The organism is Streptomyces sp. NPDC085927, assembly GCF_044540975.1.
Classification (GTDB): domain Bacteria; phylum Actinomycetota; class Actinomycetes; order Streptomycetales; family Streptomycetaceae; genus Streptomyces; species Streptomyces hirsutus.
On the sequence record NZ_JBITSN010000009.1, the window covers coordinates 47,369 to 74,367 of the forward strand.

Here is a 26,999-nt window from a genome sequence, read left to right on the forward strand (position 1 = left end):
CAGGCGCCGACGCGGCCGGGCCCTGTCCTCCTGCCCGAACGCGCCTGACCTCCCGACCCCGCGCCCCTGCCCCTCCCGCACCACCGCACCACCGCACCACCGCACCACCGCACCACCGCACCACCGCACCACCGACCCAGGATCTCCGGAGTGACCGCATGACGACACACCACAGCCCGACACACCACCGCTTCTTACACCGCGCCGCTTCCGAGCGCCCGTACTTCAGTGCCGACGGCGAGACCTACCTCGCCGAGACCCAGCTGCGGCATCTCACCAAGTCCCGGCCGTTGCGGGTGCTCTCCGAGGAGGAGTTCGCCTCCTGGCAGACGTACGGCTACGTGGTGGTCCGGGAGGCGATATCCCCGGACGCGGCCAAGCTGCTGCTGGAGTTCGCCTGGGACTTCCAGGGCCTCGACCCGCAGCGTCCCGAGACCTGGTACGAGGAGCGCACCTTCCGCTCGGACCTGGACCGGGACCTGTACGTCTACGGCTTCGTCGAGGCGTACCACCACCAACTGCTGTGGGACAGCAGGCAGTCGCAGCGCGTCCACGACGCCTTCGCCGACGTGTGGGACTGCGAGGAGCTCTGGGTCACCCTGGACCGTCTCAACCTCAACCCGCCCAACGTGGGGAACCGTTCCCGGTCGTTCATCGAGCCGACGGACGAGGGCTTCGACATCGAGCTGCACTGGGACGTCGACACCACGGCCAGTGTGCCGCCGCAGCGGGTGCAGGGCATCGTCGCGCTCACGGACACGGAGCCGGACCAGGGCGGCTTCCAGTGCTCGCCCGAGCTCTTCCACCGGTTCGAGGAGTGGAAGGTGGGCCGGCCCGCCGGCCGCGACCCGATCCGGCCCGGTGTCGACCGGGCCGAGTTCCCGGTGATCCGGCCCCGGCTCAACGCCGGCGACCTGCTGATCTTCAACGGGATGCTGGCGCACGGCGTGGCGCCCAACACGTCCGCCGACGGGGTGCGGGCGGTGCAGTACCTGTCGATGATGCCGGCGCTGGAGGAGCACGAGGAGCTGCGCCGGTCCCGGATCGAGTCCTGGCGCACGCTCAGCACACCGGACTGGAACGCGACCCTGCTCGGCGACGCGACCCGGCACGAGTCCGAGCGGTACGGCACCGCCGAACTCGACGCTCTGGGGCGGAAACTGCTGGGCCTGGACTCCTGGCACGAGCACGGTGACCGTCCCGGGCGGGCGCGATGACCGGGACGCCCGGCGTTCCCCGCCGGCACAGGGTCGGCCTGACGCTCCCGACGAACCGGGCGTGTCCGGCGACCATCTCCGCCGTCGCCGCCGAAGCGGCGTACGCCGCACGGGAGTTCGGGGTCGAGGTGCACTTTCTGATCCTCGACTCCTCCGACGCGCCGACCGTCTCGGCGCACGCCCGCACCGTCGCCGGACTGCCCGTGGTGCCGGGTGTCGTGGTGCACCACCTCGACGAGCAGGCCCAACGGGCCTTCCTGCGGGCCGTGATCGACCGCGCCGCGCTGCCGGAGCCGGACCGCCTGCTCGGCCTCCTGCTCCCGGACGGCGTCTCGTACGGCGCCTGCACCGACCGGGCGTTCCTCGTCGCGGCCGCTCTGGGGTGCCGTTCGGTGCACCGCCGGGACTCCGACAGCCGCTACCAGGTGTGGGAGGGCGAGCCCGTCTTCCCGGTCCATCACGAGCTGGCGTCTCTCGGCAAGCGGGCCGCCGACGCGTCCGCCGGGGTGTCGGAGGTGAACCTCGACCCGTCGCTCGCCCATCGGCCGGTGGCGATGGTGGGTGCGTCCTTCATCGGGGAACTGTCCGTCGACATCGGCGGCATCCGGGAACTCGACAAGGACGCGTACGACACGGTCGTGGGCCTGTGGGCCCCGGCCGAGTGGTCCGAGGAGGAGCGGGCGGGCCTGGTCGAGGAGTCCTTCAAGGGTGCCGGGCTGCTTCCCTTCCGGGGCGACCACGCGACGCTGACCCTGGTCGACCCCATGCGGGTGGACATGTGCAACATCGCCTTCCACCAGGACGTGTACGAGCGGCTGCCGCTGCCGCCCGCGACCGACACCATCGGCAGCGACTACTTCCTCGTCCACGCCGTGCACGACGCCACCCTGCCCGGTGTCCTGCACAACCGGGACATCGAGAACTTCTACACCGGGGAGCGCCGTACGCATGCCGGGTTCATGGCGTACCAGCGGCGGTTCGTGAAGTTCCTGCTGTCGATGCTCCACTTCCACTTCGTCTACGCCGGCATGGCCGAGGCCGGCCCCGCCCTCCTCGACGAGGGGCAGCGGCTCGATGCGGCGCCGGTCCGCGCCCTGCTGGCACGGAGCGTGCGGCTGGACCGCGCCGAGAACGAGCGCCGGCTGGACGTCGTCCGGCGGACCTACCGGCGACTGGGCGGGAAGTACGCCGAGTTCGCCGAGCGGGTGGCCGCGGACCGGGAACGGCTGCTGGCGGAGGCGGGGCGGGACATCGAGGACTTCGTGCTGCTGATCGACGGCTGGGCGGCGCTGGTGGACGCGAGCCGGACGACGGACGTCCGGAGCGCGGCCCTCCCCGGTGGCGCCGCCCGGCCCCGGAGCGCGGTCCGGTGAATCCGGCGCTGCGTGCCGCGCTCGCGGCTGCCCCGGACGACCGGATCATCCATGATCTGGACGGCATCGCCGCCCGGTTCGACGCGCTGACCGGGGAGTTGCCCGGCGTCGGCGTGCGGTTCGCCATGAAGGCGTGCCCCGTGGACGAGGTGCTGGCGTGCCTGGCCGGCCGGGGCGCCGGGTTCGACGCGGCGAGTCCCCGGGAGATCGTCCAGGCCCTCACCACGGGCGCACCCGTGAACCGGATCCACTACGGCAACACCGTCAAGTCCGACGAGAACATCGCCCAGGCCTACCGGCTCGGCGTACGGGACTTCGCCACCGACAGTCCGGAGGACGTGGCGGCGCTGGCCGCGCACGCCCCGGGCTCCCGGGTGTTCTGCCGCCTGGCGACCACGGGCCACGGAGCCCTGTGGGGGCTGAGCCGGAAGTTCGGCTGTTCGGCGGACGACGCCGTACGCGTAATGGAGTCGGTGCGGGAGGCGGGTCTGGTTCCCGCCGGGCTGTCGGTGCACGTCGGGTCGCAGCAGATGACCACCGAGGCCTGGCAGCAGGCGTTCGCGACGCTGGGTGAGGTCCTGACGGCACTGCACGCGCAGGGGATCGCGCCCGATCACGTCAACCTCGGCGGCGGCCTGCCCGCGCTCGGCTACACGGACCGGCGGGGAGACCGGCTGGACCCCCCGCTGGACAAGATCTTCGCCGTGCTGCGCGAGGGCATGGAACGCCTCCGCGAACTCGCCCCGGGCCCGCTGGACTTCCTGGTCGAGCCGGGGCGCCATCTGGTCGCCGACCACGGTGCCGTCAGGGCGCACGTCTCCCGGCTCACCTCACGCCGGCGGCCGGACGGGGGACGCGCGTACTGGCTCTACCTGAGCTGCGGGAAGTTCAACGGCCTCTACGAGATGGACGAGGTGCAGTATCCGCTCGTCTTTCCGACCCACCCGGCCGGCGCCGACCTGGTCCCCGCCGTCGTCGCGGGCCCCACCTGCGACAGCGACGATTCCTATGCGCCCGAGCACCGCCACGTCCTCGTGCCGAAGGCGCTCGCTTCGGGCGACCCGGTCTGGGTGCTGTCCAGCGGCGCCTACGCCACCAGCTACATGACCCGCGGCTTCAACGGCTTCGCCCCGCTCCCCCACCGCTGTGTGGGCGGGAGCGACGGCGGGGGCGGTGGCGGCGGTGGCGGTAATGGCGGTGGCGGCAGGGGCGGTTCCGCGGGCCGCTCCGGTCGGGAGCAGGTGCTGGGACGGGGTCGGGTACCGGACGGTCTGCGCATCCGTCCCCTCACCGAGGACGACTGGCCGCGGGTCGCCGCCCTGGAGGCCGGGGTGTACGCGCCCGCCGGGCTGTCCGAGGGCCGGGAGGCACTGGAGTCCCGGGGCCGTGCCTCCCCGGCGACCTGCTTCGTCCTGGAGACCGGCGACCGGATCGCCGGCTACGTCCTCGCCCTGCCCTACCCGCCGTCGCGGTACCCGGACCTGGAACGGCCCGAGGAGCGGTCCTTCACCTCCTCCCATCTGCACCTGCACGATCTGGTCGTCGCCGACGACCTGCGCGGCCGGGGCCTGGGCAGCAGGCTCGTACGCCATCTCACCACGGCCGCACGGCAGGTGTACGAGGAGGTCTCCCTGATCGCCGTGGGGGGCACCGAGAGCTTCTGGGCCCGGCACGGGTTCCGGCCCGACCGGCGGGTCGAACTCCCCGCGAGCTACGGCGAGAACGCGGTCTACATGTCCGGCCCGGTCCCGGGCGGCCGGCCCGCCGGCCCTGAAACGGAGGGCTGACGCCCATGCCCCGCACCCCTGTCCCCCGTACCCTCGTACCCCGCGCGCTCGTACCCCGTGCGCTCGACGCCTTCCGTCGCGACCAGTTGGCCATCGCCGCGCTGTTCTGCTTCCTCGGTTTCCAGTACGCCACCTGGGTCTCCCGGCTGCCCGCCCTCAAGGACCGGTTCGGCCTCGACGAAACAGGGCTGGGTCTGCTGCTGATGGTGTGCGGGGTCGGCGCCGCGGTGTCCTTCCCGCTGGTCGCCCGGCTGATGCGGCAGCTCGGTTCGCGGCGTCTGGCGCTCTGGTCGGCACTGGCTCTGGCGGCGGTGCTGCCGGCGCTGTCCGCGGCCGGCTCCTATCCCCTCGCCCTGCTGGTGGTCTTCGTCGACGGGGTGGCCGTCGGCTGTCTGAACGTCGCCATGAACGCACAGGGCGCGGCACTCGAGGCCCGGTCCGGGCGGGCCGCGATGGCGCAGTTGCACGCCACGTTCAGTGCGGGCTCGCTCGCGGCCGCGCTCCTCGCCTCGGGGATGAACGTCGTGACGCACACCGTGTCCGCGCACTTCGCCGTCGCCGCGGCCCTGCTCCTGCTGCTGCTCGCCGCCGCGCGCCCTCGTCTGTCGGCGGACGAGCAGGTTCCGGGGCCCGGGCAGGAGGAGACGACCGGGAAGGCCGAGGCGTCGGAGGAGGGCGCCGCGAAGGGCACCGCAGGGGCCGTCCGGCGCTTCGCGGGTGCCTCCGGGGCGGCGCTCTGGCTGGGCTGCGCCATGGTGTTCGGCACGGTCACCGAGGGGGCGATGAACGACTGGTCGGCGCTCTACCTCACGGCGGAGACCGGCGCGTCGGGGCAGCTCGCGCCGCTGGGCATCGCCGTGGTCTCGGTGATGATGGTGCTGGCCCGCCTCCTGGGCGACGGCTGGCGGAGCCGCCTGGGCGACGCACGGGTCGTCCACGTCGGCAGTGTGGTGGCCGGCACCGGTCTCGCGCTCGCCCTGGTCGCCGGCGGGACCTGGCCCGCGCTGATCGGCTTCGCCTGCGTGGGCCTGGGCATGGCCACCGTGACGCCCTGCCTCTACGTCGCGGCCGCCGCGGAGGGTCCGAGGGCCCTGGCCCTGGTCGCCGCCATGGGCACCACCGGGCTGCTGGCGGGCCCGGCGCTGATCGGCTTCGTGGCGGGCCGGACGGATCTGACGGTCGGCATGGCGGTGGTCGCCGCCTCGGCGCTGCTGGTGTCCGTCTCCGCGCGGCGCGTCACCTGGCGGAGGCCGGGCGAGGCCGCCCCGACCGGTGCCGACGGGGACGACGGGGACGGAGCCGGGACGGAGACAGGCGCGGGAACGGGGGCGGGGACAGGACCGGTTGAGATGTGATGCCCGTGCGGCACAGTGGTCAGGACTGTGCCGCACGGGCGGCTGGGGGTCCCGCTCAGGGCTTCCGGGGTGTGCCGGTTGCCGTGATGCGGGTGATCGCGTCGAGCGTCAGGGCCCGGGCGTGGGGTTGCCGGGACAGGGCGAGGTGGAGGGTCAGTCCCTCGATGAGGGCGTCGAGCTGGCGGGCGGTGTCCGGGTCGAAGTACTTCTCGAGGTGGACCCGGCTGCGGCGCATCCACTCGTGGGTGAGTTCCCGGTAGGCGGGCCGGCGGGCGGCGAGGGCGTACAGCTCCTGGGTGAGCACGAGGTCGTGCCGACTGCCCTCGGACAGGGCGTGGACGAGGTCGGCCACGGCCTCGATGGCCTCCTCCCGGCCGGCCGGCGCCGAGAGATACGTGTCGAAGACCTCGACCGCACGGCCGGTGAACTCGCCGAACGCCTCCCTGAGCAGCTCGTCCATCCCGCTGAAGTGGTATGTCATCGATCCCAGTGGCACCCCGGCGCGTCGGGCGATCTTGCGGTGCGAGACCGCCGCGAGGCCCTCCTCGGCGATGAGGTCGAGGGTGGCGGCGATGATGCGTTCGCGCCGTTGCGGGTCGGTGTGTCCGGTGGCCACGGGAGCCTCAGATGTCGCGGACCGGGCGGGCGGGATTGCCGACGGCGATCACGTTCGCCGGCACGTCCTTGGTGACGACCGCGCCGGCCCCGATCACGGAGTTGTCCCCGATGGTCACCCCGGGCAGGACGATGGCGCCGCCGCCGATCCAGACGTTGTCGCCGATGGTGATCGGCTGTGCGGCCTCCAGCTTGTCGCGCCGGGGCTGCGGCTCCACGGGGTGCGTGGGGGTGAGGAGCTGGACGTTCGGGCCGATCTGGCAGTCCTCGCCGATGACGATGGCCGCGACGTCCAGTGCGGTCAGGTTGTAGTTGACGAAGGTGCGCGCCCCGATGGTGATGTTGCTGCCGTAGTCGACGTACAGGGGCGGGCGCACATGCGCCTCCTCGCCCACCGCGCCGAGCAGTTCGGTGAGGATCGACTGCGCCGCGGCCGCGTCCTCGACGAAGGCGGCCTGGAAGCGGGCGGCCAGCCGTACGGCTTCCTGCTGCCGGCGGGCGATCTCCGGATCGTCGGCGATGTAGAGGTCGCCCGCCTGCATCCGTTCCAGGTTCGTACGGGGGTCCTGCGCGAAGTAGTCCGTCGCCATGAAACCGACGGTACACCCTGGAGCGTACGAACGTACACTCATTGCGTCCGGCAGTCGCCGTGGCCTCTCCTACCCTTCGCCGTCTGCCGGTTGACGCTTCCGGGCTCCCAGCACTCCGGCGAGCACGACCACGAGTGCGCCCGCGAGGGGCACCACCAGCAGGCCGAGGCGCAGGCCGGCCTCGTCGGCGACGAGGCCGACGATCGGCGGGGAGAGCAGGAAGCCGAGCCGCATCAGCCAGGAGACGATCGTCAGCCCCGATCCGGGCTTGAGTCCGGGCAGCTCGTCGGCCTCGTGCATCGCCGCCGGCACCAGGGTCGCCACGCCGAACCCGGCCGCGGCGAAGCCGAGGATCGTGCCGGGCACGGTGGGCACGGCCAGCGCCAGGCCCATGCCGGCCGCGGCGATGAAGCCGCCGGCGCGGGCCACCGCGCGCTGGCCGAACCGGTCGACGAGCCGGTCGCCGAGGATCCGGCCGATGAACTGGGCCCCGACCAGGGCGATGAAGCCGGAGGCCGCCAGGGCCGCCGACGCGTTCAGCGAGCCGGAGAGGTAGAGCGCGGCCCAGGAGTTGCCCGCGTCCTCGACGAGCGTGCCGGCGGTGGCGATGAGAACGAGCGCGGCCAGCACGTACCGCGTCCGCGAGGTCACGGCCGAACGCCCGCCGCCGGCGCTCCCCTTCTCCCGCGGCTCTCCCTTCGTCTCCGTCTCCGTCCCCGTCCCCGTCTCCTCGGCCGGCTCGGTGTCGGGTCCCGGCAGGCAGAACCGCAGGGCGACACAGGCGGCGACCCCGAAGAGCACGCCCGAGATCAGCAGGTGCGCGCCGAGCGGGAGATCGAGCGCGATCGCACCGGCGGCCATGGCTCCGCCGGTGACGGCGCCGATGGACCAGATGGCGTGGAAGGAGTTGATGATGGAGCGCCCGTAGCGGCGCTGCACCCGCAGCCCGTGCGCGTTCTGCGCGACGTCGGTGAACGCGTCCATGGCGCCGGCCAGGAACAGCGCCGTCGCGAACAGCACCACCGACTGCGCCAGACCGGCGACGAGAATTCCGGCCGCGGTCAGCAGGGTGCTCACCACCGCCGCCCGCGCCGAGCCCAGCCGGCGGACCAGGACTCCCGCCCCCAGTCCGGCCACGACGGCCCCCGCCGGAAACGCCGCGACGGCCAGCCCGTAGGCGGCGTTGCCGATGCCGAGTTCCGCCTTGATCTGCGGATAGCGCGGCAGGAGGTTCGCGAACAGCGCGCCGTTGGTGAAGAAGAGCACGGCAACGGCTGCGCGAGCCTGCCGCTCGGCCGGGCCCGGCCGACGCAGTACGTCAATGGTCATACGCCGGACCCTATCCGCAGAGCGTACGAACGTACACTCCCCTTTTTCCGGCACCACCGCCGACGCCCGGCCCCGGGTCCCGGGCGGGGACCTGGAGCCGGACGCGTGACGGCTTCCGGCTTCCGGCTTCCGGCTTCCGGCTTCCGGCTTCCGGCTTCCGGCTTCCGGCTTCCGGCTTCCGGCTTCCGGGACCCGCCTAGCCGTTGTAGGTCTCGAACTCGGCGATCCGCGGGCTGCCGTTCGAGCTGGTGATCTCGAAGGTGATCTTCTTCAGCGAGGTCCGCGGGAAGGAGCTGACGCCCGCTCCGCTGCCGGAGGCCAGAACGGCTCCGGTGTCGTGGTTGAGGACCCTCCAGTTGCGGATGGCCCCCTCGGAGCCGGCCGCCTCCCGAATGCCGGCCTTCGACACCGAGGTGGCGGACGACCACTTGACCGAGACGGAACCGGTCGAGCCGCTCGGCGACCAGTAGCTGCCCAGGTTGCCGTCGATCACATTGCCGTAGCTCGTCCCACTGGCCTTGCTGGAGCCGTCAGCACCGGCGCCGAGGCTGAGGTTGGTCCCGGTGGGGGGATCGGTCGGGTCCGTGGGGGGATCCGTGGGATCCGTGGGATCGGTCGGGCCCGGGGTCTGCGGGGTGCAGTTGCCGTTCGAAACCTGGTTGCCCTTGTTGGCGCCGGCCGTCCGGTTCACCACGTCCGGTACGCAGCTCGCGCTGTCGAGGCTGTAGGAGTAGGGAATGCTGACCGAGGTGTTGGACGTCGGGTCGGGGCCGGCGGGCTGGTTGTCCCCGCTGCGGGCGGACCAGGTCACGTTGTCGAAGATGTTGCCGCTGACCTGCCAGTAGCCGGCCTCGCTGGTGTAGAAGGTGCCGAGGACGTCCTTGGAGTCCTCGAAGTAGTTGTTGTCCACCTTCGCGCGCGCTCCGGCCCGGGAGTTGATGCCGGACTCGTGCAGGTCGACGTAGTGGTTGTTGTAGATGTGCGAGATGCCGCCGCGCAGCAGCGGTGTACGGGAGTCGATGTTCTCGTACTTGTTGTGGTGGAAGGTGACGTAGCCGTTGGAGCGGTCGCTCTCGCTGGACCCGATGAGGCCGCCGCGGCCGGAGTTGCGCAGGATGCTGTACGACAGGGTCACGTACTGGGTGTTGTCCTTCATGTCGAAGAGGCCGTCGTAGCCCTCCGACTCCCCGCCGGACGCCTCGAGCGTGGCGTGGTCGACCCAGACGTTGCGGACGCCGCTCTCCATGCCGATGGCGTCGCCGCCGTTGGAGGTGGGCGAGCCGGACTTCTTGACGTTCCGGACGGTCACGTTCTGGATGATGATGTTGCTGGACTCCCGGATGTGGATGCCCAGTTGGTCGAAGACGGCACCGCTGCCGACCCCGACGATCGTGACGTTGCTGATCTGCTTGAGCTCGATCACGCCGGCCGCGGTGTTGCAGCTGCTGCCGGACACCTTGGTGGTGTTGCCGTGGTTGATGGTCCCCTGGACCTCGATGATGATCGGGGTGCTGCTGCTGGCCCGGCTGCACAGGGCCGAGTGGATCGCGGTGCCCGTGGTGGCGCGCACGGTCTGCCCGCCGGCGCCGCCGGTGGTCCCGCCGTTCTGGGTGGCGTAGCCGGTGGCGCTGCCGGTCACGGCCGCCGCCGAAGGCATCGACACCACCAGCCCGGTCGCGGCCGCGAGGGCCGCCGTGGCCAGCGTCGCGCTGAGGCGCACTGCTGCTGATCTCTTCATCCGTGTCTCTCCCTGTTCGTCTGCACGTGCCGGGGACAGGTGGCATGGGCCGGGACAGCCGCGACGGCCGACCTTAATGGCATGGGCATGTCACATAGGGGCGGTCGAATCCGGCGGACATCCCTCCGGACGGATGCGGCCGCGCTCGGCCGTGCTCGGCCACTCGCTGCGTACGCGGCCGTACTGTGATCGCGCCCTGCGGGCGCCCTGGCCCTGCCCTGCTGCGGGTGCTGTGAGCGGGTGCTGTGGTGTTACGGGTGCCGTTTCCTCTCCCGGTCGGCATGCCGGTCGGCGCCGGCCACGGGATCACCGCGGCCGTACTCCCACGCCGGACCTGTGGCGGCTCGTGCGCGAAGCCACCGGCGGATGCGGCGGCTTCCCTCCACTGGCCCCGAACCGACAACCGGGGGAAAGCGCTTTCTCACCGCGAGAATAAGGCGGCCTCCGTCGGCCTGGCAAGGCTCCGGACACCATGGGTGCGCTCTTTCGTATCTCATACACCAGCAGCCGTTCGCGCTCATCTCATACCGGGAGGAGCGGAGTTCGGAGGAAGGCCGCCCGAGCTCCCCTCTGGACCTCGGACCGGCTCCGGGCGGCGAAGAGGCCGGGACCCGCGTCGAGGTCGGCCCTGCGCGGTTCCGGGTGCTCATGGATCACCACCTCCCGGAGGACGGCACCCGGGCAGCGGTACCGAACAACCCGCACATGCCATCCCTCGATTTCACATAGCCAGCTGGTGCCATGCGAAAGGACATGTGCAGCTTGCATCTGCGGCATTATCATCAGCTCATGCGTTCCCGCTGGACCGGTCCGCGAGCAGCAGTGAGCAGAGGGAGAAGTCCTGTGACGACCCGCCCCGCACCCCGGACCCGCCTGCCCCGGTGGGCCGGTGCCGGTGCTGCCGTGCTGCTGGTTCTGGGAGCCGCGACGGCCTGCTCGTCGTCCGCGGGCGGGGCCGGCTCCGGGTCCGGCTCCGCCCCGGGTGAGCCGTCCGGCACGGTGACCGTGTTCGCCGCGGCCTCCCTCACGGAGAGCTTCACGACGCTGGGCGAGCGGTTCGAGAAGGCCAACCCCGGTACCGAGGTCACGTTCAGCTTCGGCGGCAGCGACAGTCTCGCCGCCGGTATCACCAGCGGTGCCCCCGCCGACGTCTTCGCCTCCGCCAGCCCCAGGACGATGAAGATCGTCACGGACGCGGGGGACGCCTCCGGAACCCCGGCCACCTTCGTCCGCAACCAGCTGGAGATCGCCACCCTGCCGGGCAACCCGCACCGCGTCTCCTCACTGAGGGACCTGACCGATCCGGAGCTGAAGGTCGTCCTGTGCGACAAGGGGGTGCCGTGCGGGGCCGCCGCGCAGACGGCGCTGGACGCCTCCGGCCTGGAGCTCACCCCGGTGTCGTACGAGCAGGACGTCAAGAGCGCGCTGACGAAGGTCCAGCTGAAGGAGGCCGACGCCGCCCTCGTGTACAGGACGGACGTGCGCGCGGCAGGTGACAAGGTGGAGGGCGTGGACTTCCCCGAGGCCGCGGAGGCCGTCAACGACTACCCGATCGCCCTGCTCGAGAACGCCCCGAACGCCGAGGCGGCCGAGGCGTTCATCGCGTACGTGCGGTCCGGCGAGGGCCGGCGGGTGCTGGCGGACGCCGGGTTCCTGGCGCCGTGACCCCGGTGGACACCTCCGGCGCCCATGAGGGCACCCGTAAGGGTGCCGGACCGCGGCGCCGCCGTCCGGGAGCGGGCGGCCGACAGGGCGTGCCACTGCTCCTGCTGCTCCCCGCGCTCCTCGCGCTGGCGTTCCTGCTGGTGCCGCTGCTCGCGCTGCTGGTCCGGGCCCCGTGGCAGAGCATGCCCGAGCAGTTGACCAGCCCCGCCGTGTGGCAGGCCCTGCGGCTCTCCCTGGTGTGCGCCACCGCGGCGACGGCGGTGAGCCTGGTCCTCGGCGTACCGCTGGCCTGGCTGCTGGCCCGCACGGAGTTCCCCGGCCGGGGCCTGGTCCGGGCGCTGGTGACACTTCCCCTGGTCCTGCCGCCGGTGGTGGGCGGTGTCGCCCTGCTCATGGCGCTGGGCCGCAACGGCATCGTCGGGCAGTGGCTGGACGCCTGGTTCGGTATCAGCCTGCCGTTCACCACGGCGGGGGTCGTGGTCGCGGAGGCGTTCGTGGCGATGCCGTTCCTGGTCATCAGCGTCGAGGGCACGCTGCGGGCCGCCGACCGCCGGTACGAGGAGGCCGCGGCCACGCTGGGCGCGTCGCGCTTCACCGCGTTCCGCCGGGTCACGCTGCCGCTGATCGCACCCGGCATCGCGGCGGGCTCGGTGCTGGCCTGGGCGCGGGCGCTGGGCGAGTTCGGGGCGACGATCACCTTCGCCGGCAACTTTCCCGGCCGGACCCAGACCATGCCCCTCGCCGTCTACCTCGCCCTGCAGAGCGACCCGGAGGCGGCCATCGCGCTCAGTGTGGTCCTGCTCGCCGTCTCGATCGCGGTGCTGGCCGGCCTGCGCGACCGCTGGATCACCGCGTCATGACCCGCACCGGTACACCCGGACACGACCTCACCGGCGACGACACCGGCGCCCCCGCACCCGAGGGCCTCGACGCCCGTCTCGTCGTCGACCACGGCACCTTCCGCCTGGACATCGCGCTCACCGCCGCGCCGGGCGAGGTCGTCGCCCTGCTCGGCCCGAACGGTGCCGGCAAGAGCACGGCGCTGCGCGCCCTGGCCGGGCTGACGCCCCTCACCACCGGCCATCTCCACCTGGACGGAACGGAGTTGACCCGCAGGCCGCCCGAGGCCCGCCCCGTGGGTGTCGTCTTCCAGGACTACCTCCTCTTCCCGCACCTCACCGCCCTGGACAACGTGGCCTTCGGCCCCCGCTGCCAGGGAGCCACGAAGGCCCAGGCACGGGCGACGGCCGCCGCGTGGCTGGACCGCATGGGTCTGGCGGAGCACTCCGCCGCCAAGCCCCGCCGTCTCTCCGGCGGCCAGGCCCAGCGCGTGGCCCTCGCCCGTGCCCTGGCCACCGGCCCCCGACTGCTCCTCCTCGACGAGCCCCTCGCCGCCCTGGACGCCCGTACCCGCCTGGACGTACGCGCCCAACTCCGCCGCCATCTGGCCGAATTCGAGGCCGTCGCCGTTCTGGTCACGCACGACCCGCTCGACGCGATGGTGCTGGCCGACCGTCTGGTGGTCGTGGAGCACGGCAGGGTCGTCCAGGAGGGAACGCCCCGGGACATCGCCCGTCACCCGCGCACCGACTACATCGCCCAGTTGGTCGGCCTGAACCTCTACACCGGCCGGGCCGAGGGCCACACCGTACGGCTGGACGGCGGCCCGGCGCTCACCACCACCGAGGATCTGGCCGGCCAGGTCTTCGTCGCGTTCCCGCCCGGCGCCGTGACCCTCCACAGCAGCCGCCCCACCGGCTCCAGCGCGCGCAACCTCTGGCACTGCGAGGTCGCCGGAATGGAGACCCACGGCGACCAGATCCGCGTGGACCTCACCGGCGAACTCGCCCTGGCCGCCGACCTCACCACGGTCGCCGCCGCCGAACTCGGCCTCCACCCGGGCGCGGAGGTCTGGGCCGCGCTCAAGGCGGCCCAGACCCAAGCCTATCCGGTCTGACCTGGGACGGAACCGGACCGGCCCGGTTCAGCTGAGCAGGACCGGGCCCGATACCGGGCCCGGTCAGTTCGAGCGGCTCGCCGGGAGGGCGCGAACCTGCTTCGTCGCGCGGGCGAGGGCCACCGGATTCCCAGGCATCCTGATCCTTGTGTGGGCGCCGGGAGTGCCCCGCACATGGGTTGCGCAGACATGGGTTGCGCACTCATTCTCGTGATCATCGTATGGGTCCAGGCCCTGGCGCAGAGAACTCGTCCGCGTCTCCTGCGGACGTCCGGGGCGGGTTCAGGCGTCCGTCCCGGAGGGGGTGACGCGTAGGGGGCAGATCACCGGGGTGCCGTGGAGCGGGTCGGTGAGGATGGCGCTCTCGACGCCGTAGAGCTCCCGGACCAGATCGGGGGTGACGATGGTGGACGGCGGACCCTGGGCGACGATCGCGCCGTCCTTGAGGGCGATCATGTGGTCGGCGTAGCGGCAGGCGGTGGTCAGGTCGTGGAGGACCAGGACCGGGGTGCGGCCCTGGGCGGCCAGTGAGCGGACCAGTTCGAGCACTTCGAGGGCGTGGCCCATGTCGAGGGCCGAGGTGGGTTCGTCGAGGAGGAGGATCGGGGTCTCCTGGGCGACGGCCATGGCGATCCAGGCGCGCTGGCGCTGCCCGCCGGAGAGGGTCTCGAGCGGGCGGCCGGCGAGGTCGTGCAGGTCGGCGGCGGTGAGCGCCTCCTCGACCGCGCGGGCGTCGTCGGCGGACCACTGGCGCAGCAGGCCCTGGTGGGGCCGGCGGCCGTAACGGACGAGGTCGCGGACGGTGAGGCCGTCGGGGGCGATCGCGGACTGGGGGAGCATGCCGATGCTGCGGGCGATCTCCCGGGTGGGGATCCTGGTGAGTTCGCGGCCGTCGAGGAGGACGGCGCCGCCGCGCGCGGGCAGGGTGCGGGCCAGTCCGCCGAGGAGGGTCGACTTGCCGCAGCCGTTGGGGCCGACGATGACGGTGACCTGGCGTTCGGGCAGCGCGAGGTCGAGGCCGTCGACGACGACCCTGGAGCCGTGGGCCAGGCGCAGGTCCCGCGTGCGCAGGCGGCTGTCGGTCTCGGCCGGGTTCACAGGGACCTCCTGGTACGGGTGCGCGGACAGCTCCCGGTCCAAGCTCACAGGGACCTCCTGGTACGGGTGGTGAGCAGCAGCCAGAGCAGGTACGGGCCGCCGACGACGGCGGTGACCAGGCCGACGGGAATCTCCAGCGGGGCGAGCACGGTCCGGCCCAGCAGGTCGGCGAGGAGGGTGAAGACCGCCCCGGCGAGGGCGGAGAGCAGGACGGGGACCGTGCGGGGCCCGGCGATGCGGCGGGCGGCCTCGGGAGCGGCGAGGGCGATCATGCCGAGCGGCCCGGCGACGGCGACGGCGAGGCCGCCGAGGACGACGGCAAGGGCGATGACGGCCAGGCGCAGGCCCTTGATGCGGACGCCGAGACCGCGGGCGACGGAGTCGGACAGGCGCAGCAGGAGCAGTCGGCGGCCGAGGACCATGGCGAGCGGCAGGACGACGAGCAGCGCGAGGGCGAGCAGGGCCACGGCATCCTGGTCGCGGCTGTTGAGGGTGCCGACGGTCCAGCCGTAGGCGGCGTTGGCCGCGTCGGCGGCCGAGCGGGCGAGGACGAGGCTGGTGACGGCACCGAAGACGGCGCCGACGCCGAGGCCCACGACGAGGAAGCGGTAGCCTCCGCGTCCGGCTCCGCCGCTGAGGGCGAGGGTGAGGGCGGCGGCGGTGGCGGCGCCGGTCAGGGCTGCGCCACTGGGCAGGAGGCCGGTGGTGAGCCCGGTGACCGAGGCGACGGCGAAGGCCGCGGCACCGTCGTTGAGGCCGACGGTGTCGGGGGTGGCCAGCCGGTTCTGGGCGAGGGTCTGCATCAGGCAGCCGGCCGCGCCGAGGGCGGCACCGACGGCGAGGCCGGCCTGGAGGCGGGGCAGCCGCAGGCGTTCGACGACGAGCAGGTCGCGGGGGGTGCCGTCGCCGAACAGGGCGCGCAGCGCGTCCAGCGGGTGGACGAAGATCTCGCCGACGGCCAGGTGCACCGCGCTCGCCGCGATCAGCACGACCAGGGCGGCGGCGGTGCCCAGCAGCGGCTTGCGCGGGATCAGGACGGCGTAGGGGCCGACAGCCGGGCGCCAGGCTCCGGGGACGGCGAGCGGCGGGCGGCGGGCGGGCGCCGCGGGCTTGGTCCCCGACGCCGGTCCGGGCGGGGCGGAATGCGTTGTCACAGCGAGGGCAACCTGTGGGATCGGACGACGGCCACCAGGACGGGCGCGCCGAGCAGCGCGGTCATGACGCCGAGGGGCATCTCGTAGGGGCGGGCCACGAGCCGGGAGACGACATCGGCGGTGAGCACGGTGGCGGGGCCGAGGAGGACGGAGACGGCCAGCAGCCGGCGCAGGTCCGGGCCGACCAGGGCACGCGCGGCGAACGGCACGACGAGTCCGACGAAGGCGACGGGGCCGGCCAGGGCGGTGGCACCGCCGACCAGCAGGGCCACGGCGGCGACCGCGACGGCCCTGACCCGGCCGGGTTTGTGGCCGAGACCGGTGGCCACGTCGTCGCCGAGGCTCAGGGCGGTCAGGGCGGGGGCGACGAGGACGGCGAGGAGGAGTCCGAGAGCGACGACGGGAACGACGGCCCACAGGTCCGCCAGTTCCCGGCCGGCCACCGATCCGATGGTCCAGAAGCGGATCTCGTCGGCGGCGCGGGCGTCGACGAGCAGCATCATCGAGGAGCCGGCGGCCATCAGTCCGCTGAAGGCCGCCCCGGCGAGCACGAGGCGGACGGGGTCGTCCCCGGCGCCGCGCAGGCGGGCCGCGCCCAGCGCCAGCAGGCACCCTGTGCCGGCCCCGAGGACGGCCACGTAGGGGCCGAGGGTGGCGGCCGAGGCGCCGAACACCAGGGCGACGACGACCGCGAAGGAGGCGCCCGCGCTCACTCCGAGCAGGCCCGGTTCGGCCAGCGGGTTGCGGGCGGCGGCCTGGAGCAGGGCTCCCGCGATCCCCAGGGCCAGACCGACGGCGACGGCGACCAGGGTGCGGGGCAGCCGCAGTTCGAGCACGGTGAACCGGGCGTCGCCGTCGGCGCCGCCGAGCAGGGCGGACAGGGCACGCCCCGGTCCGACGTCGCCCGCCCCCAGGAGCAGGCTCGCGATCACCGCGGCCAGCAGGATGCCGCCGCCGGGGAGCAGGCCGCGCAGGAACAGTGCACGCAGCGTCACAACCGCCCCTCCTTTCAGATTCAACCAAGGTGAGGTTAACCTAACTTCGCTTTCGCTATGCATCCACCTCCCCTGGAGACATCCATGTCCAGAAGCCGATCTCCGCTGCGCTCCGCCGCCCTGGCTCTCGCCGCCGCCCCGCTGGTCATGACCCTCACCTCCTGCGGCGGGTCCGATTCCGCCAACTCGGATGACAGCAAAGGAAAGACGGCGACCGACGGGACCGAGCGGGTCGTGCAGACGGCTTTCGGCGAGGTGAAGATCGACGGCACCCCGAAGAGGGTCGTCACCCTCAGTGACGTCTCCTTGGACACCGCCCTGTCGCTCGACGTCACTCCGGTAGGCACCAGCGCCGCCCGGGGCGCCGAAGGCGCTCCCGCCTACCTGAGCGACCGGGCCGCCGGCATCCCACTGGTCGCCACGGTGCGGGAACCCAACACCGAGGCGATCCTCAAGGCCGAGCCGGACATCATCCTCACCGGCCCCAACCTGGAGAAGTCGCAGTACGAGACGCTCTCCGCCATCGCCCCCACCATCGTCCCGGCCGCCGGTGACTGGCGCTCCAGCCTCGACACCTACGGCGAGGCGCTGGGCAAGGCCGACGAACTCGGCAAGAAGATCGACGCCCTGGTCGAGCGCGCCGGTGAGGCGGGCGGCGGCGCCAAGGGCACGGGCGTCGTGATGCGCTGGATGCCGGGCGGCCCGATCGTGATGAACTCCGCCAACATGCCCACCGCGATGCTGGAGAAGGCCGGCCTGTCGCCGCTGCCGCTCGCCAAGGACCTCGGCAAGCAGCCGCACTCGGACCCGCTGTCCCTGGAGAACCTCACCAAGGCCGACGCCGACCACGTCTTCATCGCCACGCTGAACGCCGAGGGGGACAAGGCACTGGAGGCCGCCCGCTCCGAGAAGGCCTTCACCCGGATGAAGGCCGTCGAGGCGGGCCAGGACCATGGGGTCGACGGCCAGGTCTGGAGCAGCAGCAACGGCCCGATCGCCATGGAAAAGGTCATCACCGACATCGAGAAGGCCCTCGGCAAGTGACCTGAGCCGGCACGGTCAGACCGACGGCCCCGCTGATCCGAGAAGGACACGGGGCCGTCGCCCTGCCCGATCAGCCGCCCGACCGCCCACGTCCGAGAGCGGACACGAAGGACACCCGGCCGACAGCCGGGACCACACGCACCACGGCCGCCGCCGAACTCGGCCTCCACCCGGGCGCGTGGGTCTGGGCCACGCTCAAGGCGGCCCAGACCCACGCCTGTCCGGTCCGACCTGGACGGAACCGGATCGGCCGTTCACCGCCGTGAACGCACCTACGCGCCTGGACCGTGTTCCGCATGGCCCGTTGGCAGCTGTCCTGGAGAGGGTCAGCGGTCGGCATGCTCTCGGGCCTCCGGGCCTCCGGGTCATCGCGGCGATCACCCGCGTACGGCTCCGTCGCACCGCAGCCGTCGGCTGAACGTCACTGCGAACCAACCGACTTGGGCTTGCTCCGAAGATCGTTCTGTTGGAGGCTGAGGCATGCGGAATCTGCCGACATTCATTTTTGTCCACGGGGCCTTCGCGAACTCGTTCTCGTTCGCGCCGCTGCAGGCCGAACTCGCCTTGCTCGGGCACCGCTCGGTCGCGGTCGACCTTCCGGGGCACGGGTTCGAGGCGACGTTCCCCGCGGCCTACCAGGCTCCTCAGGATCTCCACGCGCTCGCCGCGGCACCGGGGAGCATCAAGGGAGTCACACTCGCCGACAATGCCGCCCGCGTGATCGACGTCCTCGAACGGGCGAAGCGCAACGGGCCGACCGTACTCGTCGGCCACAGCAGGGGCGGCGCCACGATCACCGCGGCCGGAAACGCCCGGCCCGAGCTGATCGACAGGATCGCCTACGTCTCCGCCTGGTGCCCGGTCGACCTGGACGTCGGTGCCTACTACGCCGAGCCGGAGATGGCGGGAGTCGACCCGGGCGCCTTCGCTCCGGCGATCGCCGGGAACCCCGCCGAACTCGGTCTGCTCCGGACCAACTTCCGCACCGCCGACCCGGCGGTACTCGCCGCGTTCAAGCAGGCTTTCGCCGCCGACCTCACCGATGACGAGTTCCGGACGTTCCTGAACACCTTCCAGCCCGACGAGAATCTCGACGTCGGTACGTCCACCGACCGGGCACAGGCCACGACCTGGGGCCGGATTCCCAAGACCTATGTACGTCTGGCCGACGACGCCAGCGTTCCGCTCGCCATACAGGACCGTATGATCCGCGAAGCCGACGCGCTCACACCCGACAACCCCTTCGAGGTCCGGACACTCGAAGGGAGCCACCTGCGCTGGCTCGTCCACCCGAAGCCCGCCGCCGAACTGCTCGCGAACCTCGCAACACGCTGACACCCCGTCGGACAATCGGCGGTGCCGCAGGGGCAGTACCGCCGGCCTTCGCGTCACCGCAGTACGCGATGCGGCCCGGCTCGGTAGTCGCGCCGGGCCGCATCGCATGAGCCGGCACAGGCCGGTGCACCGGTGGGCGGGAGGGTGTACAAGGCGAGGTGATCCGCCGTCCGGGGCCCGTCGCGCAGACACGTATCGGCGACGGCCGCCCCGGCTCGTGCTGCCGAATCCGATGTGCGTGTCACGCACCGCGCGGACACCCGGCCCGTCCCCGGACCGAACGGCCCCGCCCCTCAGGCTCTCAACTGCCCGCCCCTGACAGCGGAAACGAAGGACGCCCAGCCAACAGCCGGGAACACGAGCACCGGACCGCGCGGGGCCTTGCTGTCCCGCACGGGGACGACGGCGGCGAAGTCGCCGGAGACCTCGACGCACGCGCCGCCGTCCGAGTTGCTGTAACTGCTCTTGCGCCACGTGACAACGCTCGGATCTATGGTTCGCACGGCATTTCCTCCAACATTCGCAGGACGAACTTCTGCGACTCGGCCGGGGTCAGCGCCAGGTCACGAACCGCATCGTAGGCACCTTGCAGTTTCTCGACCGCCTCACCGTCCTCAATCAGGTCACCACGGTAGGCGTTCTCCGTGTATGCCACGGTCCGCCCCTGCCGCAAGCGCAGAAACCAGACGTCGGTGCTGTCGAGCCCGTACGGGCCTGAGCTGAAGGGCAGCACGTGAACGACGACGTTCGGGCGCTCCGCCATCTCGGCCAGGTACTCCAACTGCCCTCGCCACTCAGAAGTGTTCAGCAGGGCGGTGCGCAGGACCGCCTCGGAGAGGATGGTCCGAAATCGTGGTGCGCCCTCCCCTTCCAACAACTCCCGCCGTCCCATCCGGGCGTCGATCTGCTGGTCGAGTCCCTTCCCCCTCAGGCCGCCCGCCGCCAGCACCTCCCGTGCGTAGCCCGGTGTCTGCAACAGTCCCGGCAGCACGCTCACCGCGAAGTGCCACAGGCTCACCGCCTCCGCCTCCAGGGCCATGTACCGGCGGTACCGCTCGCGGAACTGCGTATGGTCCCCGGCCGCCAGTTCCCACAGGGCCAGCAGCAGGCCCGGGGTCCCGTAGTGGGTGTCGAGGGCCTGGACGACCTCCGGGCTGCCGAGCGTCTCGCCCTTCTCCATCTTGCCGAACAACGACCAGTCCCAGCCCAGCCGTTCGCCGAGCGCCCGCAGGCTCATACCGCTCGCGGACCGTAACGTCCGCAGTTCCTCGGCGAACCGCCGGCGAGGTTCCTGGCTGCGGCCGGTGATGGCGCGTCGCTGCGACATACCGCTCCTTCCGGGACGTGCTGATGGCTGATGGCTGATGGCTGATGGCTGATGGCTGATGAACGACGTGACCGCGTGGGGCGCGTGGACTCCGTGGAACCACCTCCGCGCGCCGGGGACCCACTGCCCCGTCCACGGCGTGGGCGCCCGCACCCCGGGCATCCTTGTAACGACCGGACTACGCAGCGTAATCCACCCAGCGCAGTCGGGTCGGGAGATCGGCGAAACCGCGTCGATCGCCGCACGCCCGCACACGGCCCACCGCACCTTGACGAGGTCCCCATGCCGCACACCCCCAAGATCCACGAAGCCCTCGAGGCCCGTGACGTCCTCGCCACCGCCCTCACCCGGGCCGGTATCCAGCTCCCCGCGATGGACATCCGCACGCCGTGGGCGGACGACCGCAGAACCGGCGAGGCCCCGTACGCCCTCGTCCACCTCGGCGTGTGCTCGGCCCCGGTCGCCCTCGCGCTCGCGGACGTGATCGCAAGGGGGGTTGCGGAGGGAAGCGCGGTGCGCAGCGCGGAGGGGGTCGTCGAGTGACGGACGACATCAGCCCCGATGCCGGCCGGATCCCCCGTATCGGCGCGGCCGTCCGCGACACCGTGCGCGACCGCGTCGGACGGGTCATGGGGCACGTGGGCCCCTATGTCCAGCTCCGCCCGCTCACCGGTGGCCGCGAATGGGACGCCGAGCCGCTCCACCTGCGCCCCCTCACCCCCTCCGAGTTGCTGAGCGCCCTCGTCGCCGAGGCGAACGCCCGCAGCAGACAGCCGGGGTGACAGCGCTCAGCAGCCATGGGCATGCCTGGGGGCGTCGCCGCTGAGGCGGGTCCCACCGGGCGTCTTCGCAGGTGGCGGCGCTCGCGGCGGGAACCGCAGGCCTTGTCGCCACCGACGTGACCGGCCTCGGACCGGGCCGGTGTGACCAGCAGGGCCGTGGGGCGGCAGCTGCCGGGGGGCTGACGGAAGCCTCGTTGGGCGGCACAGGTGAATTGTGGGACGCGCCGATCCATTTACCGCATATATGACTATACGACATGTGTTATTCAGGCATGCACTCACATACACGGCGCACCTTGCTCGGTGCATCGATCGCGGCCATCGGCTCGGGGGCCCTGGCCGCCTGCTCCGGGTCCGGCTCGCACTCCGGACCCGGTTCGCACCCCGGGCCCGGCCCCCACTCCGCGTCCGCTTCACCCTCCGGAGCCGGCGCCCCTCCGACGACCAGGAGCCCCGGCCACCGCAGCGGTGGCTTCGTTCCCAGGGGGCCCAAGGGATACGTGAACCCGTCCGATCCCGAGGTCGTCGCCGCCGAGAGGGAACGCGGGTCCGGGCCCCTGCGCACGTTCACGTTGACCGCCACCGAGACGCCCCTCGACCTGGGCGGGCGGACCGTCAAGTCATGGGCGTACGGTGACGCGCTGCCCGGCAAGGAAGTCCGGGTCACCGCGGGGGACATCCTCGATCTCAAACTCGTCAACCACCTGCCCGTGGTGACGACGCTGCACTCGCACGGCATCCGTCTGCGCTGCGACATGGACGGCGTGCCGGGCCTGACCCAGCCCTCCGTCAATCCCGGCGCGGACTTCACCTACCGCTTCGCCGTGGCGCATCCGGGCACGTACTGGCTGCATTCACACTCGGGGATGCAGCTCGACCGCGGTCTGTACGCCCCGCTGATCGTCGAGGACCCCAAGGAACCGTTGTCCTACGACAAGGAATGGGTCGTCGTCCTGGACGACTGGCTGGACGGCGTGGAGGGCTCCACTCCGGACGGTGTGCTCACGCAGTTGCACGACGGCAGGGAGATCCCGATGGACATGGGTGAGGACATCGCACCCGACGGGTCCGTCGGCACACACGGCTCGACCCACTCCCCCGGTAAGCCCGTCGGCCCCTCCCGCGTCCTGCACAAGGGGCACAGTCACCTGCTGCGCAGCGCGGGCGGTCATGTCGACCACCCGTACTACCTGATCAACGGCCGTCTCCCCACATCCCCTTCGGTCTTCCGGGCCCGCCCCGGGGACCGGATCCGGTTGCGGATCATCAACGCCGGGAGCGACACGGCTTTCCGGGTGTCACTCGGCGGCCACGAGATGACCGTGACGCACACGGACGGCTACCCGGTCGAGCACATGCGGGCGGACACACTGGTGCTGGGCATGGCCGAACGCTACGACGTGCTCGTCACCGCCAAGGACGGAGTGTTCCCGCTGGTCGCGCTCGCCGAAGGCAAGAACGCGAGGGCCCTGGCAGTCCTGCGCACCAGCAGTGGAAGCCTCCCCGGACGCTCCGCGCATCCGGATGAGCTCGACGGCCGGTTCGTGCCGGCCAGACGGTTCGTGCCGCACGAATCCGTGGCCCTCTGCGAGCGCCCCCCGGACCGCGAGCTGTGCTTCAGACTGACCGGCAGCATGAGGAAGTTCGACTGGAGCTTCGACCGTCGGCCCTACTCCGTCGAAGAACGCCACCCGGTCCGGGAGGGAGAACGGGTCCGCCTGACGTTCTTCAACGCCACCGACATGTGGCACCCCATCCATCTGCACGGCCACACCTTCGCCCTCACCAGCGGCCATGCGGGCGGAGCCCGCAAGGACACCGCCCTGGTACTGCCGCACCGCAAACTCGTCTTCGACTTCAACGCCGACAACCCGGGCCTGTGGATGCTCCACTGCCACAACCAGTACCACTCCGAATCCGGAATGATGACCATCCTCGGCTACCGGAAGTGACCACGGCGGCGACTCCCCCGGCGAGGTGCGAAGCACATGGGACCGGAGCGGACCGGGCGTGACCCGCCGGACAAGGCCCTAGAGGCGCGCGCCCTGCGCCCGGGGCGGTGCCGTCGAGCGGCGGGGCACGAGTGAGGGGGTCGCCACGGGCCGGGGCCGGACCTCCTCACCGGCGATCACGTCGAACAGGACTTCGGTGACCTCCGCCCCGAATCCGTGCACGTCGTGACTCATCGCCGACAGGGTCGGATGCGTCAGTCGGCACAGCTGGGAGTCGTCCCAGGCCAGCAGGGACAGGTCGTCGGGCACGGAGACGCCCATCTCGGCCGCCACGCCCAGTCCCGCGACGGCCATGATGTCGTTGTCGTAGACGATCGCCGTGGGGCGGTCCGGTGTCAGCAGCAGCGAGCGGGTCGCCCGTGCGCCTTCCTCCCCCGAGAAGCCCGTCTCGACGTGCCGGCCGCCCTCCAGGCCGAGTTCCTCCAGTGTCCGCTCGAACGCCTCCGCCCGGATGGTGCTGTGGCCGAGTCCGGCGGGCCCGCCCACCCGGGCGATGCGCCGGTGGCCGAGGGCCGCGAGATAGCGCACGGCCTCGGCCACGGCAGGGGCGTCGTCGGTCCACACCGACGGGAAGCCGCCGGTGAGGTCCGGGTGCCCGACGGCCACCGCGGGCAGCCCGAGCTCCCGCAGCGGAGCGATCCGTGGGTCCCGTCGGTGGAAGTCGACCAGGACGGACCCCGCGATCTGGCGTTCCTTCCACCAGCGCTCCTGGAGGGTGATCTCCTCCTCCATCGAGCCCACCAGGCGCAGCAGCAGGGAGCAGTTGCGTTCGGCGAGCACGCTCTCGATGCCGGAGATGAACTCCATGTAGAAGGGTTCCAGGCCCAGCAGCCGGGCGGGCCGGCAGATGGCCAGGCCGATGGTGTCGACCGACTGCCGCGACAGACTGCGCGCGGACGCGTTGGGCGCCCAGCCCAGTCGGCGGGCCGCCGCGAAGATGCGGTCCCGGGTGGCCTCGGACACCCCCGATTTGTGGTTGAACGCCAGCGACACCGCGCCTTTGGAGACTCCGGCGGCCGCGGCGACGTCCTTGATGGTGACGCGTTCGGGGGGTGCGCCCGGAGCACCGGGCGCAGGGGGCGTACCGGGCGTACCGGGTGTGCCGGGTGGTGTGCTCACGCCGGTTCCACGCTGGAGAAGGCGCTGCGCACGGCGTTGGCGCCGGTGTCCACGGCGTTGCTCACCCGCATCCGGATCGTCTCGCCGGGCAGCAGGGTGCGCAGTCCGGAGTCGCAGACGGCGTCGGGGCCGAGCCGGTCGGCCCGCAGGAGAAGGTCCCGTACCAGGGTGTGCGCAGTGACCACGACCTCGACACTACCGCCACCGCCACCGGCGCCGTCTCGCGCGCCGGCCGGACCCGTCGGTCCGACCGGGGCCCGCACGACGACGTCGTAGCGCGGGGCGGGGTAGGCGAAGTCCTTGTCGGCGACGGGGAAGTACAGCGCGCGCAGGCCGTCCGCGTCCGCGACGAGGAACTCCTTCGCGGACGGCGCGTCCGGTACCAGGTCACCGGGCACGGTCCGGCGGCTCACCTGGCGTGCGGGGACGGTCAGGCCGTCGAGGACCTGCTCCAGCAGTACGGTGCCGTCCGCGCGTAAGCGGCGCAGGCTCACGGCGGTGTGCCACGGCGCGGCGGACTGGTTGACCAGGGCGAGCACCGGGTGGTCGGTGTCGCCGTCCGCGCCCGGCTGGAGTGTCAGCAGGCGGTCGGCGTAGACGCGGCGCAGCTCGTGGTACAGCGGCTTGAGGCGGCCGTCGCCGTCCACCGCGGACCACGAGCTCACCGGCCAGCAGTCGTTGAGCTGCCAGACCACGGTGCCGGCGCACACCGGCCAGTGCGACCGCCAGTGCTCGATCCCGGCGGCGACCGCGCGGGCCTGTACGACCTGGGTGAGGTAGTGCCAGCGGTCGAAGTCGTCCCCGGGCGGGGCGAAGTGGCGCGCCACGCCCCGGTTCAGCTTGCCGTTGCCGTCCTCGGCCTTCTGGTGGTGGAGCATGCCGGGCGAGTCGGGGGCGAGCCGCTCCCCGGGGAGCGCACGCCTCAGGGTGGCCAGCGCCGGTGGTGCCTGCCAGCCGAACTCCGCCACGAAGCGCGGCACGCTGTCGCGGTACCCGGTGCAGTCGCGGCGGTTCCACACCTCCCAGGAGTGGTGGGTGCCGTGCGCGGGGTCGTTGGGGTGGTGGTCCCAGGAACCGGACCAGGGGCTGCCGGCGGTGTAGGGGCGGGTGGGGTCGAGTTCGGCGACGACGCGGGGCAGCAGGTCCAGGTAGTAGCCGCCGCCCCACGAGTCGCTCCGCAGTCCGGGCTCCCAGTCCCAGTCGCGGAACCCCCACAGGTTCTCGTTGTTGCCGTTCCACAGGACGAGGCTCGGGTGCGGCATGAGCCGGACCACGTTGTCCCGCGCCTCGGCCTCCACCTCGCCGCGCAGGGGCTGCTCCTCCGGGTAGGCGGCGCAGGCGAAGAGGAAGTCCTGCCAGACCATGAGGCCCAGCTCGTCGCAGAGGTCGTAGAAGGCGTCGTCCTCGTAGATGCCTCCGCCCCAGATCCGTACCAGGTCCACGCCGGCGTCGGCGGCCTGGCGCAGCCGGGTGCGGTAGCGCTCGGGGGTGACGCGGGAGGGGAAGACGTCGTCGGGGATCCAGTTCACGCCGCGGGCGAAGACCGGTAAGCCGTTGACGACGAAGGTGAACGCGGTGCCGTGTTCGTCCGGTGAGCGGTCGAGGGTCACGTCGCGGAACCCGATCCGGCGCGTCCAGGAGTCGAGCGGCCGGCCCCCCGCGGGGGTTTCGGCGGATGCCGCCGCCTGGTCGACGAGGGTCACCTCCAGGTCGTACAGCGGCTGTTCGCCGTATCCGCGCGGCCACCACAGCCGCGGGCCGGGCACCTGGAGGGTCAGCACCGCGCCGGTCCCGTCCACCGCGGCACGGGCCTGCACGCCGCCCACTGCGGCGCGTACCTCCAGGCGGCGGTCCGCGCCCCGCTCGGTGCGCTCGACGTCGACGCGCACCTCCACCCTGCCCAGGCCGTCGCGGACCGTCACCAGGGGGCGGACGGCCGCCAGACGCGCCGTCGACCAGTGCTCCAGCCGGACCGGGCGCCAGATCCCGGCGGTGACCAGCGTCGGCCCCCAGTCCCAGCCGAAGCCGCACGCCATCCTGCGGATGTACTGGAACGGCTCGGGGTAGGCGTTGGGCCGTTCCCCGGTCAGGGCCCGCACCGCCGCGGCCTCCTCGTAGGCGGACGTGAACGCGACGTGCAGCGGGCCGTGCCGGCCCGTGACGTCGAAGCGGTGGCGCCGGTGCATGTTCCGGGTCCGGCCGAGCTCGTACCCGTCGAGGGTGATCACGGCGGCGGTGTCGAGGCCGTCGAAGACCAGGTCGGTCCGCTCGTGGCGCTCCGCGGCCGTCTCGCCGGGCGCCAGTTCCCGGGTGTAGGTCCAGGCCCGGCGGCCCACCCAGGCCACCTCGGTCTCGTTCAGGCCGACGCAGGGGTCCGGGATCAGGCCGGCCGCGAGCAGGTCGACGTGCACACAGCCGGGGACCCGAGCGGGCAGGGGGCTCCCGTCGTGGTCGAGGCTCCATCTTTCGGCGAGCTGGACGGATTCCTTCATGTACGGCTCCTTCGG

Annotated in this window: 24 protein-coding genes and 1 pseudogene; 14 read left to right on the forward strand and 11 right to left on the reverse strand. The window is 72.3% G+C overall.

Annotation, left to right across the window (positions count from 1 at the left end):
- The first annotated feature begins 158 nt into the window (after nucleotides 1-158).
- From ACIF80_RS23150 to ACIF80_RS23170, 5 genes and pseudogenes are all read left to right on the forward strand, one after another.
- Nucleotides 159-1,217, forward strand: coding sequence for a phytanoyl-CoA dioxygenase family protein (locus ACIF80_RS23150; RefSeq protein ID WP_399807663.1), 1,059 nt, complete (start codon nucleotides 159-161; stop codon nucleotides 1,215-1,217).
- On the forward strand, nucleotides 1,214-2,590 hold the full coding sequence (locus ACIF80_RS23155; protein ID WP_399807665.1) for a DUF6271 family protein: 1,377 nt from the start codon (nucleotides 1,214-1,216) through the stop codon (nucleotides 2,588-2,590). Before ACIF80_RS23150 ends, ACIF80_RS23155 begins: the two co-directional genes overlap by 4 nt.
- Nucleotides 2,587-3,747 (forward strand): annotated as a pseudogene (locus ACIF80_RS23160) (type III PLP-dependent enzyme); the annotation flags it as partial. The gene ACIF80_RS23155 and the pseudogene ACIF80_RS23160, both read left to right, overlap by 4 nt.
- Nucleotides 3,748-3,921: 174 nt before the next feature.
- On the forward strand, nucleotides 3,922-4,377 hold the full coding sequence (locus ACIF80_RS23165; protein ID WP_399808234.1) for a GNAT family N-acetyltransferase: 456 nt from the start codon (nucleotides 3,922-3,924) through the stop codon (nucleotides 4,375-4,377).
- A 5-nt stretch (nucleotides 4,378-4,382) separates the two neighbouring features.
- Nucleotides 4,383-5,732 (forward strand): MFS transporter, encoded by a 1,350-nt coding sequence (locus ACIF80_RS23170; protein ID WP_399807667.1) that lies wholly within the window; start codon nucleotides 4,383-4,385, stop codon nucleotides 5,730-5,732.
- A gap of 55 nt (nucleotides 5,733-5,787) precedes the next feature.
- On the opposite strand, the gene ACIF80_RS23175 is transcribed toward ACIF80_RS23170, so the two are convergent.
- From ACIF80_RS23175 to ACIF80_RS23190, 4 genes are all read right to left on the reverse strand, one after another.
- Entirely contained in the window at nucleotides 5,788-6,348 is a 561-nt protein-coding gene (locus ACIF80_RS23175) for a TetR/AcrR family transcriptional regulator (RefSeq protein WP_399807669.1), read from the reverse strand.
- 7 nt (nucleotides 6,349-6,355) lie between these two features.
- Nucleotides 6,356-6,937 carry a sugar O-acetyltransferase gene (locus ACIF80_RS23180; RefSeq protein WP_399807671.1) on the reverse strand — a complete coding sequence of 194 codons (582 nt, stop codon included), beginning with the start codon at nucleotides 6,935-6,937 and terminating at the stop codon, nucleotides 6,356-6,358.
- A 69-nt stretch (nucleotides 6,938-7,006) separates the two neighbouring features.
- Nucleotides 7,007-8,266, reverse strand: coding sequence for an MFS transporter (locus ACIF80_RS23185; RefSeq protein ID WP_399807674.1), 1,260 nt, complete (start codon nucleotides 8,264-8,266; stop codon nucleotides 7,007-7,009).
- A 196-nt stretch (nucleotides 8,267-8,462) separates the two neighbouring features.
- Complete coding sequence (locus ACIF80_RS23190) at nucleotides 8,463-10,004, reverse strand: polysaccharide lyase family 1 protein (protein ID WP_399807676.1); 1,542 nt, start codon at nucleotides 10,002-10,004, stop codon at nucleotides 8,463-8,465.
- Nucleotides 10,005-10,847: 843 nt separating this feature from the next.
- Here ACIF80_RS23190 and modA point away from each other — a divergent pair.
- From modA to ACIF80_RS23205, 3 genes are read left to right on the forward strand one after another with little or no spacing between them, the layout of a single operon-like run.
- On the forward strand, nucleotides 10,848-11,669 hold the full coding sequence (gene modA / locus ACIF80_RS23195; protein ID WP_399807677.1) for a molybdate ABC transporter substrate-binding protein: 822 nt from the start codon (nucleotides 10,848-10,850) through the stop codon (nucleotides 11,667-11,669).
- The gene (gene modB, locus ACIF80_RS23200) at nucleotides 11,666-12,529 is read left to right on the forward strand and encodes a molybdate ABC transporter permease subunit (RefSeq protein WP_399807679.1); all 864 of its coding nucleotides are present in this window, start codon (nucleotides 11,666-11,668) and stop codon (nucleotides 12,527-12,529) included. The genes modA and modB overlap by 4 nt, the downstream gene beginning before the upstream one ends.
- Nucleotides 12,526-13,626 (forward strand): ABC transporter ATP-binding protein, encoded by a 1,101-nt coding sequence (locus ACIF80_RS23205; protein ID WP_399807682.1) that lies wholly within the window; start codon nucleotides 12,526-12,528, stop codon nucleotides 13,624-13,626. Before modB ends, ACIF80_RS23205 begins: the two co-directional genes overlap by 4 nt.
- A gap of 282 nt (nucleotides 13,627-13,908) precedes the next feature.
- Here the strand turns inward: ACIF80_RS23205 and ACIF80_RS23210 are convergent, their stop codons facing one another.
- From ACIF80_RS23210 to ACIF80_RS23220, 3 genes are read right to left on the reverse strand one after another with little or no spacing between them, the layout of a single operon-like run.
- Nucleotides 13,909-14,772, reverse strand: a complete 864-nt coding sequence (locus ACIF80_RS23210; protein WP_399807685.1) for an ABC transporter ATP-binding protein — start codon at nucleotides 14,770-14,772, stop codon at nucleotides 13,909-13,911.
- Complete coding sequence (locus tag ACIF80_RS23215) at nucleotides 14,769-15,878, reverse strand: FecCD family ABC transporter permease (RefSeq protein ID WP_399807688.1); 1,110 nt, start codon at nucleotides 15,876-15,878, stop codon at nucleotides 14,769-14,771. Before ACIF80_RS23215 ends, ACIF80_RS23210 begins: the two co-directional genes overlap by 4 nt.
- Nucleotides 15,875-16,873, reverse strand: a complete 999-nt coding sequence (locus tag ACIF80_RS23220) for a FecCD family ABC transporter permease (protein WP_399807691.1) — start codon at nucleotides 16,871-16,873, stop codon at nucleotides 15,875-15,877. Before ACIF80_RS23220 ends, ACIF80_RS23215 begins: the two co-directional genes overlap by 4 nt.
- An 84-nt stretch (nucleotides 16,874-16,957) precedes the next feature.
- On the opposite strand from ACIF80_RS23220, the gene ACIF80_RS23225 reads away from it, so the two are divergent.
- The 3 genes from ACIF80_RS23225 to ACIF80_RS23235 all read left to right on the forward strand — a co-directional run bounded on the left by ACIF80_RS23225 (nucleotide 16,958) and on the right by ACIF80_RS23235 (nucleotide 19,252).
- Nucleotides 16,958-17,917: an ABC transporter substrate-binding protein gene (locus ACIF80_RS23225; RefSeq protein WP_399807694.1), complete on the forward strand. Its 960-nt coding sequence runs from the start codon at nucleotides 16,958-16,960 to the stop codon at nucleotides 17,915-17,917.
- Between the two features lie 62 nt (nucleotides 17,918-17,979).
- Complete coding sequence (locus tag ACIF80_RS23230; RefSeq protein WP_399808236.1) at nucleotides 17,980-18,183, forward strand: TOBE domain-containing protein; 204 nt, start codon at nucleotides 17,980-17,982, stop codon at nucleotides 18,181-18,183.
- A 214-nt stretch (nucleotides 18,184-18,397) separates the two neighbouring features.
- On the forward strand, nucleotides 18,398-19,252 hold the full coding sequence (locus ACIF80_RS23235) for an alpha/beta fold hydrolase (RefSeq protein ID WP_399807696.1): 855 nt from the start codon (nucleotides 18,398-18,400) through the stop codon (nucleotides 19,250-19,252).
- Between the two features lie 293 nt (nucleotides 19,253-19,545).
- On the opposite strand, the gene ACIF80_RS23240 is transcribed toward ACIF80_RS23235, so the two are convergent.
- Together ACIF80_RS23240 and ACIF80_RS23245 are read right to left on the reverse strand one after the other, a co-directional pair.
- A complete protein-coding gene (locus ACIF80_RS23240) occupies nucleotides 19,546-19,755 on the reverse strand; it encodes a DUF397 domain-containing protein (RefSeq protein WP_399807699.1) in 210 nt (69 codons plus the stop codon).
- The gene (locus ACIF80_RS23245; RefSeq protein ID WP_399807702.1) at nucleotides 19,743-20,579 is read right to left on the reverse strand and encodes a helix-turn-helix domain-containing protein; all 837 of its coding nucleotides are present in this window, start codon (nucleotides 20,577-20,579) and stop codon (nucleotides 19,743-19,745) included. The genes ACIF80_RS23240 and ACIF80_RS23245 overlap by 13 nt, the downstream gene beginning before the upstream one ends.
- A gap of 282 nt (nucleotides 20,580-20,861) precedes the next feature.
- Between ACIF80_RS23245 and ACIF80_RS23250 the strand changes: the two genes are divergently transcribed.
- The 3 genes from ACIF80_RS23250 (at nucleotide 20,862) to ACIF80_RS23260 (ending at nucleotide 23,313) form a co-directional block, all read left to right on the forward strand.
- Nucleotides 20,862-21,122 carry a hypothetical protein gene (locus tag ACIF80_RS23250; RefSeq protein WP_399807704.1) on the forward strand — a complete coding sequence of 87 codons (261 nt, stop codon included), beginning with the start codon at nucleotides 20,862-20,864 and terminating at the stop codon, nucleotides 21,120-21,122.
- A complete protein-coding gene (locus ACIF80_RS23255) occupies nucleotides 21,119-21,361 on the forward strand; it encodes a hypothetical protein (protein ID WP_399807707.1) in 243 nt (80 codons plus the stop codon). The genes ACIF80_RS23250 and ACIF80_RS23255 overlap by 4 nt, the downstream gene beginning before the upstream one ends.
- A 272-nt stretch (nucleotides 21,362-21,633) precedes the next feature.
- Nucleotides 21,634-23,313, forward strand: a complete 1,680-nt coding sequence (locus tag ACIF80_RS23260; RefSeq protein ID WP_399807709.1) for a multicopper oxidase family protein — start codon at nucleotides 21,634-21,636, stop codon at nucleotides 23,311-23,313.
- Nucleotides 23,314-23,391: 78 nt separating this feature from the next.
- On the opposite strand, the gene ACIF80_RS23265 is transcribed toward ACIF80_RS23260, so the two are convergent.
- Nucleotides 23,392-24,408, reverse strand: coding sequence for a LacI family DNA-binding transcriptional regulator (locus ACIF80_RS23265; protein WP_399808238.1), 1,017 nt, complete (start codon nucleotides 24,406-24,408; stop codon nucleotides 23,392-23,394).
- Nucleotides 24,409-24,488: 80 nt separating this feature from the next.
- Nucleotides 24,489-26,984, reverse strand: coding sequence for a glycoside hydrolase family 2 protein (locus tag ACIF80_RS23270; RefSeq protein ID WP_399807712.1), 2,496 nt, complete (start codon nucleotides 26,982-26,984; stop codon nucleotides 24,489-24,491).
- Nucleotides 26,985-26,999: the final 15 nt, after the last annotated feature.